The sequence below is a fragment of the Enterococcus sp. DIV0802b genome (assembly GCF_050543535.1).
Taxonomy (GTDB): domain Bacteria; phylum Bacillota; class Bacilli; order Lactobacillales; family Enterococcaceae; genus Enterococcus_D; species Enterococcus_D entomosocium.
Window position 1 is genome coordinate 2,335,362 of sequence record NZ_CP172941.1, and the last position, 17,035, is coordinate 2,352,396.

Annotated in this window: 16 protein-coding genes; 3 read left to right on the top strand and 13 right to left on the bottom strand. The window is 42.4% G+C overall.

All coding sequences use genetic code 11. The features are described from left to right. Window positions 1-63 precede the first annotated feature (63 nt). Window positions 64-831 carry a putative ABC transporter permease gene (locus IGJ12_RS10965; RefSeq protein ID WP_430619020.1) on the bottom strand — a complete coding sequence of 256 codons (768 nt, stop codon included), beginning with the start codon at window positions 829-831 and terminating at the stop codon, window positions 64-66. Between the two features lie 138 nt (window positions 832-969). Continuing rightward, window positions 970-1,347, bottom strand: coding sequence for a DUF7006 family protein (locus IGJ12_RS10970; protein WP_005234961.1), 378 nt, complete (start codon window positions 1,345-1,347; stop codon window positions 970-972). Between the two features lie 489 nt (window positions 1,348-1,836). Between IGJ12_RS10970 and IGJ12_RS10975 the strand changes: the two genes are divergently transcribed. After that, window positions 1,837-2,460 carry a hypothetical protein gene (locus IGJ12_RS10975; RefSeq protein WP_005234960.1) on the top strand — a complete coding sequence of 208 codons (624 nt, stop codon included), beginning with the start codon at window positions 1,837-1,839 and terminating at the stop codon, window positions 2,458-2,460. Between the two features lie 62 nt (window positions 2,461-2,522). On the opposite strand, the gene IGJ12_RS10980 is transcribed toward IGJ12_RS10975, so the two are convergent. The 3 genes from IGJ12_RS10980 to IGJ12_RS10990 all read right to left on the bottom strand — a co-directional run bounded on the left by IGJ12_RS10980 (window position 2,523) and on the right by IGJ12_RS10990 (window position 6,881). Further along, on the bottom strand, window positions 2,523-4,370 hold the full coding sequence (locus tag IGJ12_RS10980; RefSeq protein ID WP_430619021.1) for a glucosaminidase domain-containing protein: 1,848 nt from the start codon (window positions 4,368-4,370) through the stop codon (window positions 2,523-2,525). 33 nt (window positions 4,371-4,403) lie between these two features. Next, a complete protein-coding gene (locus IGJ12_RS10985) occupies window positions 4,404-5,894 on the bottom strand; it encodes an NlpC/P60 family protein (protein ID WP_430619022.1) in 1,491 nt (496 codons plus the stop codon). 366 nt (window positions 5,895-6,260) lie between these two features. Then, window positions 6,261-6,881 carry a TetR/AcrR family transcriptional regulator gene (locus IGJ12_RS10990; protein WP_005225615.1) on the bottom strand — a complete coding sequence of 207 codons (621 nt, stop codon included), beginning with the start codon at window positions 6,879-6,881 and terminating at the stop codon, window positions 6,261-6,263. A gap of 110 nt (window positions 6,882-6,991) precedes the next feature. Between IGJ12_RS10990 and IGJ12_RS10995 the strand changes: the two genes are divergently transcribed. Then, window positions 6,992-7,594, top strand: coding sequence for an ECF transporter S component (locus IGJ12_RS10995; protein ID WP_430619023.1), 603 nt, complete (start codon window positions 6,992-6,994; stop codon window positions 7,592-7,594). A gap of 132 nt (window positions 7,595-7,726) precedes the next feature. On the opposite strand, the gene IGJ12_RS11000 is transcribed toward IGJ12_RS10995, so the two are convergent. From IGJ12_RS11000 to IGJ12_RS11035, 8 genes are all read right to left on the bottom strand, one after another. Further along, the gene (locus tag IGJ12_RS11000; protein WP_275626591.1) at window positions 7,727-8,086 is read right to left on the bottom strand and encodes a DUF1304 domain-containing protein; all 360 of its coding nucleotides are present in this window, start codon (window positions 8,084-8,086) and stop codon (window positions 7,727-7,729) included. A 2-nt stretch (window positions 8,087-8,088) separates the two neighbouring features. Then, entirely contained in the window at window positions 8,089-8,376 is a 288-nt protein-coding gene (locus tag IGJ12_RS11005) for a putative quinol monooxygenase (RefSeq protein ID WP_275626590.1), read from the bottom strand. Between the two features lie 14 nt (window positions 8,377-8,390). Then, a complete protein-coding gene (locus tag IGJ12_RS11010; RefSeq protein ID WP_008378805.1) occupies window positions 8,391-9,026 on the bottom strand; it encodes a nitroreductase family protein in 636 nt (211 codons plus the stop codon). A gap of 14 nt (window positions 9,027-9,040) precedes the next feature. After that, window positions 9,041-9,448, bottom strand: a complete 408-nt coding sequence (locus IGJ12_RS11015; protein ID WP_008378808.1) for a MarR family winged helix-turn-helix transcriptional regulator — start codon at window positions 9,446-9,448, stop codon at window positions 9,041-9,043. A gap of 209 nt (window positions 9,449-9,657) precedes the next feature. Next, the gene (locus IGJ12_RS11020) at window positions 9,658-12,324 is read right to left on the bottom strand and encodes a cation-translocating P-type ATPase (RefSeq protein WP_430619024.1); all 2,667 of its coding nucleotides are present in this window, start codon (window positions 12,322-12,324) and stop codon (window positions 9,658-9,660) included. A 771-nt stretch (window positions 12,325-13,095) separates the two neighbouring features. Next, the gene (locus tag IGJ12_RS11025) at window positions 13,096-14,013 is read right to left on the bottom strand and encodes a cation diffusion facilitator family transporter (RefSeq protein ID WP_144330518.1); all 918 of its coding nucleotides are present in this window, start codon (window positions 14,011-14,013) and stop codon (window positions 13,096-13,098) included. Window positions 14,014-14,189: 176 nt separating this feature from the next. Further along, entirely contained in the window at window positions 14,190-15,329 is a 1,140-nt protein-coding gene (locus IGJ12_RS11030; protein WP_430619025.1) for an LCP family protein, read from the bottom strand. A gap of 193 nt (window positions 15,330-15,522) precedes the next feature. Beyond that, window positions 15,523-15,987 (bottom strand): VOC family protein, encoded by a 465-nt coding sequence (locus tag IGJ12_RS11035; RefSeq protein WP_042890471.1) that lies wholly within the window; start codon window positions 15,985-15,987, stop codon window positions 15,523-15,525. Between the two features lie 77 nt (window positions 15,988-16,064). Here IGJ12_RS11035 and IGJ12_RS11040 point away from each other — a divergent pair, with 77 nt between their 5' ends. After that, window positions 16,065-16,997 (top strand): helix-turn-helix transcriptional regulator, encoded by a 933-nt coding sequence (locus tag IGJ12_RS11040; RefSeq protein ID WP_430619026.1) that lies wholly within the window; start codon window positions 16,065-16,067, stop codon window positions 16,995-16,997. Window positions 16,998-17,035: the final 38 nt, after the last annotated feature.

Sequence of the window (17,035 nt, forward strand, 5' to 3'; positions counted from 1 at the left end):
GTCAGAAGTGGGAAGAATCAGCATTGATAAGGGTTTATTTTTTGTAACCTTACCGTAACAAACCTATTTTTTCTTACGGATCGCTTCAATAAATCGAGACAATTCCTGACTGCTTTTTATCTGATTGATTTCTAACTTTTGAAAGTTTTTTAAGAGTCTTCTTTGATGGAAATTCAATCTCGGTAGATTCTGTTTTAATACGCGCCATTCTTCTGGAAACGCTGCGAAGCGCCCTTGCCAATCGTTTTTATATTGCTCAATATTTTCAGCCAATTCTTTTTTGTGCTGTTCATAGGCTTGATTGACCTGTTGCACCGCTTTCTGAAAGGCAACCAAGTTAGCTAGGGTATAGCCCATATCAAAAGAGAGAACCATCAATAAGAAAACTGGCAATAAGAATCCTACGCGAGCACTCAATGTTTGAACAATCTCCAGCATTTGCGGATGAACAAATCGAACAATGAGCACACAGCACACGCCCCAAAAAAGAGAAATCGGCAATGCCACCCGTCCATTGATATTTAATGGGACTTCTTTATAATCCCACCATGAGGCATGAAAAAAACGCTCAAGTAAATAACTTGTCACATATTCAAGCACGGTAACCAACAACGCTGCCGCAAAGAACAGTGGAATCACTTGCTCATGCAATGGCCGCAATAAATAGACAACGCCAAGAATCCCAAAGCCGTAGATGGGTGTGATGGGACCAACAAGGAAGCCCCGATAAACAAAGTGCTTGGCTTTTAGTGAGCAATAAATGGTTTCCCAAAGCCAACCGATAAATGAGTACAAGAAAAATAATAAAATGATCCGTTCAAATTGAACCATACCTATCCGCTCCTTTTCAAACTGTCACAATGATTTGTGCAATCGTACTTGTCATCACAATCATACCACAAATCAATCAGTCTTATTTTGAATCAGTGCAGTAGCTTATTCCCTGTTTGAGCGTTCTTTTTTCGTTGCTTATTGATCACCAAAAATAATTGATGGGTGCACTTGTTCTTTCAAACTATAGCCACACAGTTCTTTGTTAAAGGTAAAATGATCTTGTTCCACATTTGCAATGATCTCATCTTCGGAAAATCCGTGAAAATCGTAGTCATTGATATAACTGCGAAGTAATACTAATTTTGCATCGATCAAGAGAACTCTTTGGATATCCATCCAAAAAGCCATGTCTTTGTTTTTCAATATTTTTTTCAATTCTGCTTCCTGTGCTAACCAGTACGCATAGACTGATGGCATTTCACCTTTAATGGTTTCAGCAGATAATCCTTCTCTCATTTTTACTAGATACTCATTTACTGATTGATAAAACAATTTCCTTCCCCCTAGTTCCATTATTTTTAAACGTAGATCTTATGTTTCTTCTATTCCTCGCCGCTTTGAGCTATCTTTCTCTATCCGGCTGTCGCTGATGTCGCCCTACTTTTTGTATCGAAAGAAGCCATAGTATTTCGCAACAAAATTCTGACAATTATTCAAAACAAATAGATAAATAAAAAACACACTATTATTTTATAGATATAACCGACACAATTTTTAACTTCACTATTCTTTTAATGCTTCCTTTCTTTTCTAAAGCATAGCAAAAGTCGCCCCGTATTTATAATCAACTTTTGCATCAATCTAAGAAAAAAGTGAAAATAAGCGGTAACAGTCAGTTATTTCGGCTTCATTTTTTTAAATTTATTATTTAACAATCCTTTATTTTTTTCTTTTCATGCAGTAACTGAGAATATTTTATTGCGTTATTTCCTTTCCTATTATACGATTAACTAAATAATGTTGGTTATTTGAAAATAGAAAACAAAGGGGAACGTGAGAATAATGAGAAAAAGTGTTGTTTTTAGTTTATTGGGGTTCACACTTCTTTTTGCTGGCTGTACGCCAAAAGAGGAGAAACCAGCTTCAGAAAGCACGGAAAATGCAAGCGCTACAAGCTTATCTATGACTTCGTCAACAGAAGTCGCGCAAGAATCGACGGGCTCTTCCAGCGAAGCGGCTTTACCGAGTTCGGAACAAACCATCACAGGCGTGAGTGGAACAAACTATACCATCGATTTGCCTAGTAATTGGCAAGAGGTACCCGATTTCACTTCATTGAATCCTGACAATGATTTCATGTTGTCAGATGCGTTAGAAACGAAATACTTAGCTGCAGTCGTTGAATCGAAACAAGATTTTGCCGATTTAGAAACTTATCTCGGATTGGTTCAAGAAAATTTGGCAACAAGCTTCGATACGACCGCCACCTTTTTACCAATTCCTGACACGAAGGCCTATTTCGTTGATTTCCCAGCGACAGTTGAAGGGCTAAATATCCACTATATTTATTATGTACTTGAAACCGACAATAATTATGTTCAGTTGTATGGTTGGACGTTAGAAAGCTTATACGACTCTTCAAAAGACGAGCTAACAGCGATCATGAACAGCTTCAAAGAAGAATAAACAAAACATCTGGAACCATTTTGGCAAATAGCCGCAAAAATGGTTCCAGATGTTTTTTCATTTTATCTACGGACTACAAGACGCTGTCCTACAAGAATCAATGAGCCAGAAAGATTATTCCACTGCATCAACTGATTCACAGTCACACTGTAGCGTTGCGAAATGCCCCATAGAGTGTCTCCCGAACGTACGGTATAGGTGGTGCTGTTTGATGAGGAAGTGTTCGTTTCTTGAACATACGCTGCACTTACCCAGCCACGCCCTTCAATTCGATACCAGACGTTGTTGCCATTCACACTGGTTCCGGTCTTTTGCGCAACCGCGCGAAAAGAGGAGTTGTTTAACAAAGAACCAACTATTCTGGCACTGGTAGACGCATCAGAGCGAATATTCAATGTTGCGGTTGTACGAAACTCTTTGTTGATGCTTTGCTCAGAGCTATTACTTCCAGCGTTCACTTCTGTCACGTACGTAGCACTCACCCAGCCGCGTCCTTGAATTCGATACCACACATTGTTTCCGTTGACACTCGTTCCCGTCTTTTGAGCGACTGCTCGAAATGTCGCATTACTTGCCAAGGAGCCAACAACAGAAGCGCTAGTCGATGCATCTGAACGGATGTTCAAGGCAGCAGTTGTGCGGAACTCTTTGTTGATGCTTTGTTCGGCATTGTTGTTGTTACCATTATTATTGTTGTTATCATTCCCACCCGTATTCGATGAGATCTCCGTCACGTGAGCAGCACTTACCCAGCCACGTCCTTGAATTCGATACCACGTCGTATTGCCGTTCACACTGGTACCAGTTTTTTGCGCTACTGCTTCAAATGTTGCATTGGCAGCCAATGAACCAACGATCGAGGCGCTAGTGGAAGCATCCGAACGGATATTGAGTGCTGCATTTGTTCTGAATTGCTTATTGATCGCCTGCTCAGAATTGTTATTGTTGTTATCATTTGAACCGCCACCACTTGATGTATCGTACTGGGTCAAATTGTGCGTTTCAATCAAGTTGTCTAGCTTACTTGCATAAGAAGTATCGGTGGCATAACGTCCTTGCAGCCATTGAGTCGCGTCACGATAAGAATTTGTATTAGACTTCCATGCCCCATGGTAGAAGAAAACACCCGGCGAAAATGAGGTAGTTCTCAAAACGTGCGCATTGTCTTGAAAAGATTCTTTTAATGAGGGGTATTTACGAAACCTAGCAATAATCGGATAGAGATTGCCATTCCCGTCATCTTCCATGGTTTGCATCTCTACAAATTGTCCATTGTAAGATCCCTTGATACCAAACATATTATTTGCAAGAGTGGTCAGCGTGGATTGCCCCCAACCTGATTCTAAGATCGCTTGGGCAATCATGACCGAAGCGTAGAGGTCATTTGCCCCGGCAACTTCTTGTGCCATTGGTCCTACTTGCTGAATAAATGCTTGCTGATTGTTGGAACGTGCCATTGGATTATTGTAGTTGGGCATGACCTTCGTTTCAATGGCGATCCGCTCTTCTTCTGACAGAACAGGAATATCACTATCGGTTTCTGCTTCATTCTGTTCAGAAGCATCATCTGCTGGTGCATTTTCGGGTACCTCTTGGATGTCTACTCCATCCGCACTTTCAGCTTCTGATGGATCGGTACTATCTTGAGTTGCTGGTGATCCCTCGTTCACTTCTTGATCTTCTACAATGCTCACTGAATCATGCGTCGATGTGTCTTGGGTTGACTCTGCTGTTTCAACTACTTGAACACCATTTTGGGCTTCTGCTGACTCGAGTGTATCTGCTAAAACATTCATCGGCAAAATATTCACCGTACTAACAAGTGCAGCGGTTGCCGCCGCACTTTTACGGTAAAGAAGCCCTCTTTTTTGTTTCTTCGCACGATAACGAAGTTGTTTTCTTTCTTCCATTTGTCTCTCCTTAAAACTACAGCTAGCTACTTCTTACATTCTTACTGCAAAGCTAGGTGTAAAATGAGCGGTGCTGCCAACAGAAACATTTTGTCCTGGGCGTGGTGCATGAATGTATTGTCCGCCACCTAAAGCAATGGCTACATGATAGGTGCTACCTGATGAACCCCAGAATAAAAGATCTCCTGGTTGTGCTTGGCTAACGGAAATCACTGTACCGGCTGTTTCTTGTGGCACCGTCCATCCACCAATATCTCTCCCTGTTACTTGTAAAAAGACATAGCGAGTAAACCCAGAACAGTCAAAGCTGTCCGGTCCTTTGGCACCCCACACATAGGTTTTTCCGATATGCTTATAGGCTTCTGCCACGATTGCAGCACCATTTGTTGATGCTGGTGCAGAAGGTGCTGGCGGCGTCACGATCGGTGCAGGTGACGGAGCAGGCGTTGGCGCCGGTGTTGGTGTAACTGGCGTCGGTGCTGGCGTTGGTGCAGGAACTGCAGGTGCACTGTCCGCTGGCGTCTCCGGTGCTGCAGGTGTCACTGGTGTTTCTGGCTCATGAATTTCTGGTGTATCTACTGGTGTTTCCTCTGGAACCTCTGGTGTTTCAACCGGTTCAGATTCTTGCGTTTCCTCTGGTTGCGTTTCTGCTGGTGCTTCTGGCTCTTCCACTGGCGCTGGGCTCTCTGTTTCTACGTCAGGTTCTGTGCTCTCTACTTGAACAGCTGCTTCATTCAAGGCTGCTTCTTCCGCTGCAGCTTGTTCTGCCTGCTGTTGCGCCGCTTGTTCCGCTTGGGCTTGTAAAGCAGCTACTCGGGCAGCTTCTTCACGAATTCTCGCTTGCTCCGCTTCATAGGCTTCTTTTTCCGCACGCAGCTGTTCTTTTTCTTCTTCTTTCGTTGCTTCTTCGTAGGCTAAATTACTAACTAAGACATTTAATTCTGCTTGGCTTGCTTCCAAAACACCTTTTTGTGCTTCCAGATGGCTCTGTGCTGCTTGCAATTCTGCCACTTTTTCTTGTGATTCCGCACGCTTTTGTTCAACAGCTTGTTGGTCGGCTTTTTGCTGTTCGATCACTTCATTATTCGCTCGAATGATCGTCGTCATCGCATGCAAACGACCGACTAGATCACTGACAGAGTCCGCCTCTAGTACCGCTGTTAGAAAATGGTCGCCTTTTCCATTAACTTGTGTTTCTCTGGCTTGCTTTTCAATGTTTTCTGAGCGTTTGGCAATGCGCTCTTCTAACTGACTGATTTCCTGATCCAATCCTTCGATCGCTTGCAACAAATCACTTTGCTGCGCTAAAATGATTGCTGCTTCTTGATTTAACGAATCAATTTCTGCAGACAATCCGTCAATTTCCCCTTGTACGCTTTGACGTTGCTGTCTCAACTGATCAATTTCGTTATTTTTTTGTTCGATCAATTGATCGTGATTCGTAGCAAAAACGGTCACAGGTCCGCCGAATGATGACAATACAATGCCGCACATACACACTGTTGCAAAGATTTTCTTCTTCATCTGATCCTCCAAATTCAATTTTAAAACTTTTTTTTCATTTATTTGACCATTTTCATTTTACCATAGTTCAGCAACAAACCCAATCCGTAAGCGATTTACATTTTAGTTACATAAATAAGCTCTGTTTTTTTATTGCATGTTCCCCACTCCTATCCCACCGACACGCCGAGTGAATCCCTATGTATCAACTGTTCAAGAAAACTTCATAGAAAAAGTCCTTTTTCTTAAGAAAAATAAATAATGTTGTAGATTTCACTTTTATTACATTAATTTTCTGCAAAATATGCTTGATTCACAAAGTTATAAACAGACGAAAAAAGCTCCTTCCTAGTGTTTTCTAGAAAAGAGCGAGTTTTTTTGTCTGTGTTATTCACGATAAGGGAGTAGTTGTCTCATTACGGCGATTTGGTCATCAATGGTCTGTTCTGTGATGTGACCGGTCAGAGCCAAAATCCCTAATCCTTCAATCACGAACATATAGTTTTCTGCAATCACTGCCAAGTTTTCATCTTTTAATACACCTTGCTGAACGCCCACTTGAAAAATCTCATGGATCGTCCGTTTCGTCTCAGCGAGTTGAGCTTGCTGCAGTGAACTGGAGGCTTCGGTTTTATGCGTATAGTAATACTCGTAGACGGCTCGCAGCATACCGTCAGAAATGCTGTGGAGTAGACGCTTGCGATGGTCGGAAAAATATTTGTTTAAAATCGTTTCAAAGGGTACTTGCTCCATGATCATCTCTCGTACATCATCAAATTTTCGTTTGGAACGCTGCTCTAACACTGCCAAAAAAATCTCATCCACCGAACGAAAGTACAAATAAATGCCGCCGCGACTAATGCCGCACTCTTCGATAATGTCCTTCATTGTCGCATCAATCAAACCTTTCTTACTAAAGACGACTTTGGCACTTTCAAGAATCAAATCACGCTTTTGTTGTTTTTTCTTTTCCGCTGTAGTCAATTCGCTCTGCTGCTTCTTCGCCATTTTTTTGGCTCCTTTCATCACATTATTAATGACACTCGTGTCATTTTGTTGTATAATCAACCTAACTTAAAAATGACACGAGTGTCATTATAAAAAAAGGAGTTTTTACAATGAATACAAAAAGCAAAACCTATCGCCTTGTCATTCGTGCCATTTTGACTGCTATTATTATTTTACAGACGATGGTACCTTTCCTTGGATTTATTCCGATCGGTATCACTAGTTTAACGATCATCCATATCACGGTGATCGTCGCTGCCATCGTTTTAGGGATAAAAGACGGGATGTTCATCGGCTTAGTCTGGGGTCTTTTTACCATGATCCGTGCGTTTACCTCCCCGACAACGCCCTTGGACATTGCCGTTTTCACCAACCCAATCATCTCGGTGGTCCCCCGTGTGTTGGTTGGCTTAGTGGCTGGTCTCTTATTTACGATCATTTACAAAAAGACCAAAAAAGTCGTCGCTGCTTCGATTGTTGCAGCAATCTTTGGGACCATCACAAATACAGTTTTGGTCTTAACCCTAATGGGAACCTTATATACTGGCTTAGTTGCCAATACCTATGGTGTCGATGCTTCGGCTTTATTCGTGACCCTCGGTGGAATTGCTATAACGAATGGAATCTCTGAGGTGATCACAGCTGCGATCTTAACACCCATTCTAGTAAAAGCCTTATTTGCGGCAACCAGTTTACGTCCAGAAAATCGTTAGTCCCTTCTCTTATCCTATCATTTTTTTCACGTTCTGAGTACTCTTTGCCCAAACATTAAAAGCCCCCGATTTATGAAAGCTTCTATTGTATAGAAAGGCTTTCTTAGATTAGGGGGCTTCTTCTTTTATTGGTTAAAAAAAGGTGAACAGCAAGGCAAGGATCGCTAGACCGCCTTGGGTCAAAATAATTTTCTTGTCGCTAGTCACACTGCCATATGCAGCTACTAAGATAATGTAGATCAGCAACAAGCGACTGATTTCCAATGGTGCTGAAGCAAAGGTAATACTATACAGTAACCCCAAACCAATGAGTCCATTGTAAACCCCTTGGTTTTTGAACAAGGTCACAACGATCGGTCGTTCAAGTTCTGCTTTCGTCACATTGAAGACCCGCGCCGTTGCTTTGGACGTAGTGGCAAATGTTTCTAAATAGAGAATATAGAAAAACTCTAAGGCAACCAGTACAATTAAAATCGTCGATAAAATCGTCATCTTTATTCTCCTTGTTGAGCGACAATGATCTCGCTCGGTTTGGCTGCGAAGTCAGGCATTTGCTGGAATAATTGTTGCAGCAGCGGGTTTTGATTGTGGGCGGTGATCGCTTCTTGATTCGCCCATTTTTCGACCATGACAAACCGATTGTCCTCTTCCAATGATTCATAGAGATGATAGCCGTGGCAGCCATCCTCAGTTCTTGCCGATGCTATTAATGGGGTAACAGCGACTAAAAAATCTGCCCGCTTTTCTTCTTTGATGTAAAACGTTGCATTGATGATTTCCATCGTTTTCCCTCCTCTTATAGAAATGTCGTAATTTGTTCTGCGTCTAACCGAACGGATTCATAGCCTAATTCTTTGGCTTTTCCGACTGAAAGGATCATGACAGGAACATAACGTTCTTTGTCTAAGCCAAAAGCTTCTGCTAATTGATCTGCTTCAAAGCCGCCGATTGGGTTGGTTTCATAGCCATGCGCCCGCGCAACTAACATAAATTGCATCGCTGCTAAACTAGCGTCGATCTTCACCACATCATTCATTTGTTCTTTTGTAAGATTTTCGTAATGAGGAATGATCGCTGCTAATTGTTGGTCACGTACTTCCGCTGGCATTTTGCCTTCTGCTACTGCTTTGTTATAAATTTCTTCTCCTAGTTCATGACAAAGCATATCGCCAAAAATCAAGACCATTGCAGAAGATGTATCATTTTGTCGGACGTTGAAACGAATCAACGGTTTCAATTTTGCTTTTTGCTCATCGCTTTCCACAACGACAAAACGCCAAGGCTGCATATTGACTGAGGAAGGTGCTGTCGTTGACTCTTGGATCATGGTCAACATTTCTTCATGTGGGATTTTGTAGGTTTCATCATAGACACGAACCGATTTTCGGCCAAAGGTGATCTCTGAAAAATTGTTATTGCTGTATTCTGTCATGGGTTTGCCTTCTTTCATGGAACTAATTTCATAAGTAATGTTAGAAGCTGTGCTTCTTCTTCTTCGGTCAAATTGATGCCTAACGACTCCTCAGAGCTGGCATGCTTTGAAGCACAACTAGCCAAATCGGCTTGTGCTTTCGGTGTCAAAGAAACAAAAATCTCGCGGTTATTGTCTTTGTTTCGTTCCCGTGTCACAAATTGTTTTTCTTCGAGAATCTTCAAATGCCGGGTGACCGCTGCACTATCGATCTTCAATTCATTCTGTACTTGATTTTGGGTACAGCGTCCTTGCTCATTCAAAAACTGCAGCAACTGATAACGGGTCAGACTAAAGCCAGTCTCTTTTTCAAAGATCGCCGTTAATTCTTGATTCACGATTTTCATCCGATACAGCAATCCGCTTAGCTCACGTAAATTCATTGCATAAACCGCTCCTTTCATCATTGACTTGTCAACTGTTGACTAGTCAAGTATAAATCATTTTCTTTTGCTTGTAAAGAGTAAGCAAAAAAGACCCGCAGCTAGGCGAACTTCATCAAGGATCGAATCAAGAATCCTTTGGCGAAGTTGCGCCATTAGGCTGCGGGTCTTCGTTACTCCGGTATTGAGAAAATACTGGATAATTTATTTTATTTTAATTGGAAGAGTTTCTTCAAGCCCATCACAATCAGTGTAGAGATCGCTGCAGCAGCGAAGATGATCCCCCACGTGCCGGCTTGAATTGGCATCGTGTCTAATAGCTCATTCATAAACGGTACATAGACTGCTGAAAGCTGCAAACCTACGGAAAGGAGCAATGCCCCCATCAACGGTTTGTTTTTCAAGAGAGTTTTGTCTAAGCCAAAACCGCTGCTCTTACGAACGTTGAAAATATGCATCAATTGTGCTACTGCCATAAAGGTAAAGGTCGCTGTTTGTGCATAAAGCAACTCGTGATCCGTCAACATCAAGAAATTGAAGAAGCCAAACGCCACCAAACCAATCACAACACCACTTAAAATGATGCGTCCTAAGAAGCGTTTGTTGACGAGGCCATCAGCTTTCGACCGTGGCTGACGTTTCATGATATCGTCTTCTGCTGGTTCAAAGGCTAACGCCATTGCTGGCGCAATATCGATGACTAGATTTAAGAAAAGGATATGCAGCGGTTGGATCGGCATTGGCATCAAGAAGATGACACTTAAAAAGATCGTCACGATCTCAACCATATTACAAGAGAACAGGAAGGAAACATATTTTTTTATGTTGTCAAAAATGATGCGTCCTTCTTTGATGGCATCGACGATTGTTCCAAAACGGTCATCAGTTAAAATCATATCGGAAGATTCTTTGGCTACTTCTGTCCCACGAATCCCCATGGCGATCCCGATATCGGCGCCGTTGAGTGCCGGCGCATCGTTAACGCCATCGCCAGTCATAGAAACGATATCGCCTTCTTCACGCAAGGCTTCCACAAGTTGTAATTTATTTTTTGGAGAGACTCGAGCAAAGACAGCGACTTCTTCTATTTTTTCGTTAAAGCCTTCCTGCCCTGCCAATTCATCGATCTCGCGACCTGTCATGGTTTTTTCATGATCTTTTAAGCCAATTTCTTTGGCGATCATTGATGCGGTCTTCGGATGGTCCCCCGTGATCATCTTCACTCGGATCCCCGCTTCTTGGGCGACCTTCACTGCCTCTTTGACATCTGTTCGTGGCGGATCGACGATGCCCGCAAAGCCTTGGATCTTGATTTCCTGTAATGCTGCTTTCAGTTCTGCTTCGTCCGTCCCACCTTGATAATCCTTGATGCAACCGACAGCGATCACCCGCTGCCCATGACTGGCTAACGTGTCATTGTATTCATGAAGTTGTTCTTTTTCAGTGGCATCAGCATCAGCTAAATCAATTAAGACATCTGGTGCCCCTTTGATGATCAATGTCCGTTGCTCTCCTTCATACACGGTCACCATGTATTTGTTGTCGGAATCAAAGGGCATTTCTGCGATTTTCTTCAGCCCGCTGTCCTGCTCTTTTTGCCGATCGATGCCGATCTTTTGACCTAAAACAACAAACGCCCCATCCGTTGGATCACCGAGGATCTCGTATTGCCCTTCGTTTTCACGTAAAGTGGCGGTGGTACATAAAGCGCCATTTGCAACCATCCCTTGCAGTGCATCATGATTGGTTGCGTCGATCTCGGAATTATCATCCGAGTCTGCCTTATAGAATTTTCCGTTGGGTTCATACCCATTTCCTGTCACTTTGAACATTTCCCCAGAACCTAAAATGATCTCGGCAACCGTCATTTGGTTTTCTGTCAGCGTCCCCGTTTTATCACTGGCAATGATACTGGTGGCGCCAAGAGTCTCGACGGCAGATAACGATTTGACGAGTGCTTTGTGCTCGGCCATCGTCCGCATGCCTCGAGACAATGTGATTGTCGAAACGGCTGGCATTGCTTCAGGAATGGCTGCGACCGCTAAAATAATCGAAATATGGATCATTTCGACAAATGGCTGATTCGTCAAAATACCTGCGACCAAAACTGCCACAGCAGCAAAGAGCGCTGCAATAATGATTGCTTTTCCAAGCTTGTCCAATTCGATATCTAACGGCGTTTGACGCTTTTTGTCACCCGTCAGCATGTCACTGATTTTTCCAACCTCGGTCTTCATGCCGGTTTCTGTCACTACTGCATAGGCATTTCCCCGAGTTGCCGCAGTTCCTGCGAAAACGACATTGCGGCGATCGCCTAATGGAACATCTTCTTCATAAGTTTCTCGTGCATCTTTTTCAACAGCTTCTGACTCACCGGTCAGCGCTGATTCGATGCAGGCAAAGTTGCTCGTTTCAAGTAAGCGGGCATCTGCCGCAATGGCATCCCCTTCTTCCAGAACGAGAATATCGCCTGGAAAGATTTTTGCCGACTCGATCTCCATTACTTCTCCATCACGAATCACTTTTGCGGTAGTGTAAATCATGCTTTGAAGTGAATCAATTGATTTTTGTGCTCGCAATTCTGTAATGAAACCGGTCATTACAGCAATCACCACGGCAATCAATACTGCAATTCCTTCAACCGTTTCCCCCATCGCAAAAGAGAGTAACGCAGCTGCTAGCAAGAGATAAACAATCAAGTTGTTCAAGTTATGCCACAGCAATTCCCATACAGAAAGGGATTCTTGTTGCTGGATCGTGTTTTCTCCGTATTTTTCTAAGCGTTTGTCGGCTTCTTTCCCGCTTAGGCCTTGCTTGCGGTCACTTTCAAAATGTTTCAAGGTCTCTTCAGTCTTTTGCTGGTAAAATTTTTCCATCAAATTCCTCCTTTTAATTGTAAACTTCTTGCCGAGGGTTTCCACGTTTCTGAAGGGATAAATCGGTACAGATACCTTGCACAGTCATTTTTTGATTTTTAATCGGTTCAGGCAATTGCTGATTGAAGGGAATATAACCAATAAGAAAAGCAAGCGCAGATTGACTGGCTGAGGGAAAAGGTATGTGTGATGAGCATCGATCATTTTGCGAGCAGTGAAGTAACTTTTTTTGGTAGTCGCAAGTGATCTTTCTATGTACGTACTTTGTGAAAAAACCATTCGGCCTATTTCTAACCTATCATGGATGAAGATGTTCGCAAAGGATTTTGCTTCACAAGTAAAGTAAAAAAACAGTCGTGACAAAATTAGCACCTCAGCTTTTGGTGTCGATTTGACAGCATGCCAGTAATGGCAAACAGGCACTCGTTTCGGCGTTTTCTTAATAACCTGAGCTTTCGCTATGTTGTGATTTACAATGTTACAACTCTAGCAAAAAAATAACTTTAAAAAGAGATCGCTCACTGTCCTTACTTTATTTTAACAAAAAAACACAAACTTTTGAACAAAAAAACTGTTTACTGCTAAAAAAATAGATAAACCGCTGCATCTTTCCGCTTACAATCTAATTCCTGATCGTCAAAAAAGCCTAAAGTTAAAACAAGCCATTGATCCTTTGTGTTCATTCAACACGAGCTCACCACTACCCAAAACAAGCATTCCTGGGTTGAATTGTGAATCACCAACCGAAGAATGCTTCGTATTTATTCTACTTTAAGAGGTAATTTCCTCACTCTCGATATAGCAATAGACCCTCAGTTCAGGCAAAGCCTGCTTTATTTGCTGCTCAATGGTATCAATAAACGTGCTTGGTTCTTCATCCGGCGCTAGTTTCAAGCTAAGGTCGGCGACGATCAAAAGTTCCTCTGGGCTTAGATGGAGGGTTCGTAAATCTTTGATTTGAATGATGGCAGGGTTGGCTAAAATTTGTTTGATCGCCATTAAATCTGATGCGGATGCCCCTTCGCCAATCAAAAGGCTATAAAATTCTTTGGCTAAAAAGACAGCAGCAGCTATCAACAACAATCCACCTAAAATGCCCCCGAGGGAATCAAATACCGGATTGCCTGTCAAAGCAGTCAATGAGATTCCTGCGATGGCGATCGTCACACTACCTAAGGCAAACAAATTTTCCGTGAAGCCTAAAAGCAGATCGGAATCGCGGCTTTCTTTTAAGAAACGGACGAGGGGCTGGTTTTGCTTGTTTTGTTCTTTGACTTCTTGCCATCCCTCTTGTACAGCCGTCACTTCAATGAACAAACTGACAAATAAGATCGCTGCCACCAGCTGGAGCTGTTCCACTTCGTGGGTTGGGTCTAGTAGATCACGGCTGGCTTCAACAACCGCTAAAATCCCACCGCCTAAAAAAACTGTCATGGCAACTACGGTACTAAAAAAATAGGTCGCTCGTCCTTCACCAAACTGATGCAGTTCACTGCGTCCTCGCTGTGCTCGGTTTTCACCGATGGCTAGAAGTCCTTGATTGATGCAATCGATCAGACTATGGATACTTTCGTTCATCAAGACAGCACTGCCGCTAAAGAAGTAGCCGATGGCTTTCATGATCAACCCTAAGACGTGGGTTAGCAAAACGATTCTACGGGCTTTTTGTTCTTGCTGTTTTTCCATCATGGTTCCTCCCCCAGTGTATGACTTGCTGCAACAAGTTGTCTCTTTTCTTAAGAATAGCACTGCACTTCTGAGATGCAAACGAAAGCGGCTTGAGAGACTGAACTTGTTTTCAATCGATTTTTAAAGGTCTGAGGGTATAAAAAAAGTCAGGAATGTTCCTGACTTTTTTCTCTTGATTAGTAGCCGGTTCCGTCATCAACGACATCCGAGCCGTATCCGTCACCAGTTCCTGCACCTGTCTCGTTTCCTGTATCGGTACCTACGCCGGTTTGGGCTTCTGTATTGACATCTGCTTGTGTATCTGCTGGCGCTTGACCTAATGCTTTCAACATATCGTTACGAATTTCATTGTAAGAATAGTCTTGAATATATACGATCGATTGTCCATCATAAGATTCCCCATCGTACCATTCAAAGGTATGTTTTTGAATATCGAATCCAGACAACATATTGCCTGCCAAAGATACTAAGTCTTCAAACTTAAAGTTTGTATTCACATCTTCGCTGACAGAATCTAAAATTTCTTGGTACTTGGTGACATTATTGATTTTCAAAGCTTGGTGGATCGCTGCTTCAATAACTTCTTGCTGACGGTTTCCTCGATCCACATCAGTATCCATTTTCCGGATACGGGCAAAAATCAAGGCTTGTTCACCGTTCAACAATTGACGTCCTTCTGGAATCAACGTTTCTCCCGTGTTGTCTGAAGTATATTTCTTGTTGATGTCGTAAGGCACATCAACAGTGATTCCGCCAATCGCATCGATTATTTTTTCAAAACTTGTAAAATTGATGTTTACGTAATAGTCAATTGGCAATTGCAGGTAGTTTTGGACTGTTTCAATCGTTGCGTCTTCCTCACCAATCGTGAATGCACTATTGATCTTGGCTGTAGTAGCAATTGTCCCAGTTCCTGTTCCATCATAAATATTGGTCCAAATATCTCTAGGGAGACTAACCATATCAATTTTCTTGTTTTCGCCATCATATACCATGTAAATCAAACTGTCGGTACGGGCACTGTCCAAATGTTCTGTCTTTTCACGTTCCGCGTCATTATCGACACCCATCAGCAAGATCCCAAACTTTGAATTCACGTCAGAAGCTTTCAATGAGTTGTCTTCTTTACTTTTATTGGAACTGATTACAGCGGATTCTTTAAACATTTTATCCACTGAATTTTTTGCTGCATAATACGTATAGCCGGCAAATAAAACGATGCCTGCAATGGCGAAAAGAAAGATTCCTCCAATAATCACGCGTTTGTTGCGCGCTTTGTGGGCTCTTTGCTGTTTATATCTCGTCTTTCTATCCATAGTGCCTCCTTCATTTCTCCTGAATTGCTCTCCCCGATTGTACCAGAATTTTTGCGATCCGCCTATTTTTTTAAGAAGTTTTATTCTTTTTCTGTGAAGTCCTTTAAACATTCCTTAAAAATAATTCTGATGATGAAAGAAAGCTGGATAATTAGTCAACTTCTATGGATATTTTATTAAAAAACGATTTTTTTCATTCACCCTTTTTTGATGGATCAACTTCTTTTTCGACAGTAAGCTGAATAATTACACCAAATGGATCGCGAACACTTGCATAAAAAAACGCAAACGGATTTTCACTAGGTGCCTGGATCACCTGACTGCCCTTTTCCACTAGTCGTTGATAAAGCTTTTGAGCTGTTTTGGTGTCGTCTATCGTCAAACTCAAGGATAAGTGATTCCCTGCTTGAATGGGCTCCCCTTCGATCAATGGATTGTCAGCCAGCTGCAACTGGAAATCTCCGATTTGTAGGATGGAATGAGAAAGATACTGTTCTTGACCTGCAAGAATCTCCAGCGTTGGATCAAGTTTTTTTTGATATTCTTGGTTGGTGATGGCGAATAAGAGGGTCGCGTCTAATGTTTCCTGATAAAAGTGGATGGCTTCTTGGGCTTTGCCGTCTAAGGTCAAAAATAAAGCGATTTTTGGTTCGATCATTTGTTGGTTCCTCCTTTTCTTGTTACCATAAGTGTAACTGTGAATATTGCCAAAACTTGGCACCATTGGAGAAAGAAATGAAAAAATCAGAACGTTTAACTCAGGAGCTATTGTATTTACAAGGAAAAACCACTTTTCATCTAGCTGATTTGATGGAAACCTTTGCGATTTCAAAACGCACAGCCGTCCGCGATGTCCAATCGTTGGAAGAGCTGGGCTTGCCTCTCGTGGTAGAAACCGGTCGTTATGGCGGCTATCAGATCTTAAAAAATCAACTGACCCCCTTGTACTTTGACAAAAATGAACGTTATACCCTTTTCTTTGCTTTACAGCTCTTACAAAAACTGTCCGATTCTCCTTTTGATCGGAGCTATCAAGGGCTGCGGCGAAAACTTTTGCAGTCTTTTTATCAAGGAGATACCGACTGGTTAGAAAAAATGGAGACGGCGGTTTCATTTCAAGGGGTGCCTCAATTGACGAGTGCACCGATCCTCTCAGCGCTTTTTTCAGCAATCGTACAAGAACAGGTCATCCAATTTACCTATCAGCGTTATCAAAAAACGTACAAGACCGTACAACCCTATCAGCTGGATTTTCGTGCTGGTTACTGGTATTGTTTGGCCTTTGATTGTCAAAAGCAGGCCTTTCGCCGCTATCGCTGTGATGCAATGCAGGGACTTGCTCCGACTGAAAAAACAGGCTATACCTTGCAGCAGTTAGCTGAAAAACAGCTGCAGCAACAAGTGTTGACACAAACACTGGGCTATCACATCCGCTTTGATCTATCGGCAAAGGAACGCTTGTGGCAAGAAAAATATCCTGATATGGCAGTGGTGGAACGTCCTAGTGAGCTTTGCTTAGAAGGACACATTGCCGACAATGAGCTTGATTTTCTAGCTGACTTTCTCTTGCAATTTGGGCCAACCATCAAAGAAATCGAACCGTTAGCCCTCAAACAGGCGTATACTGAAAAAGTTCGGCGGATGCTGCAGCCATTTACAACTGACTAAGCGTCTTCACGCTGTTCGATGATGGTTGACACTCTGCC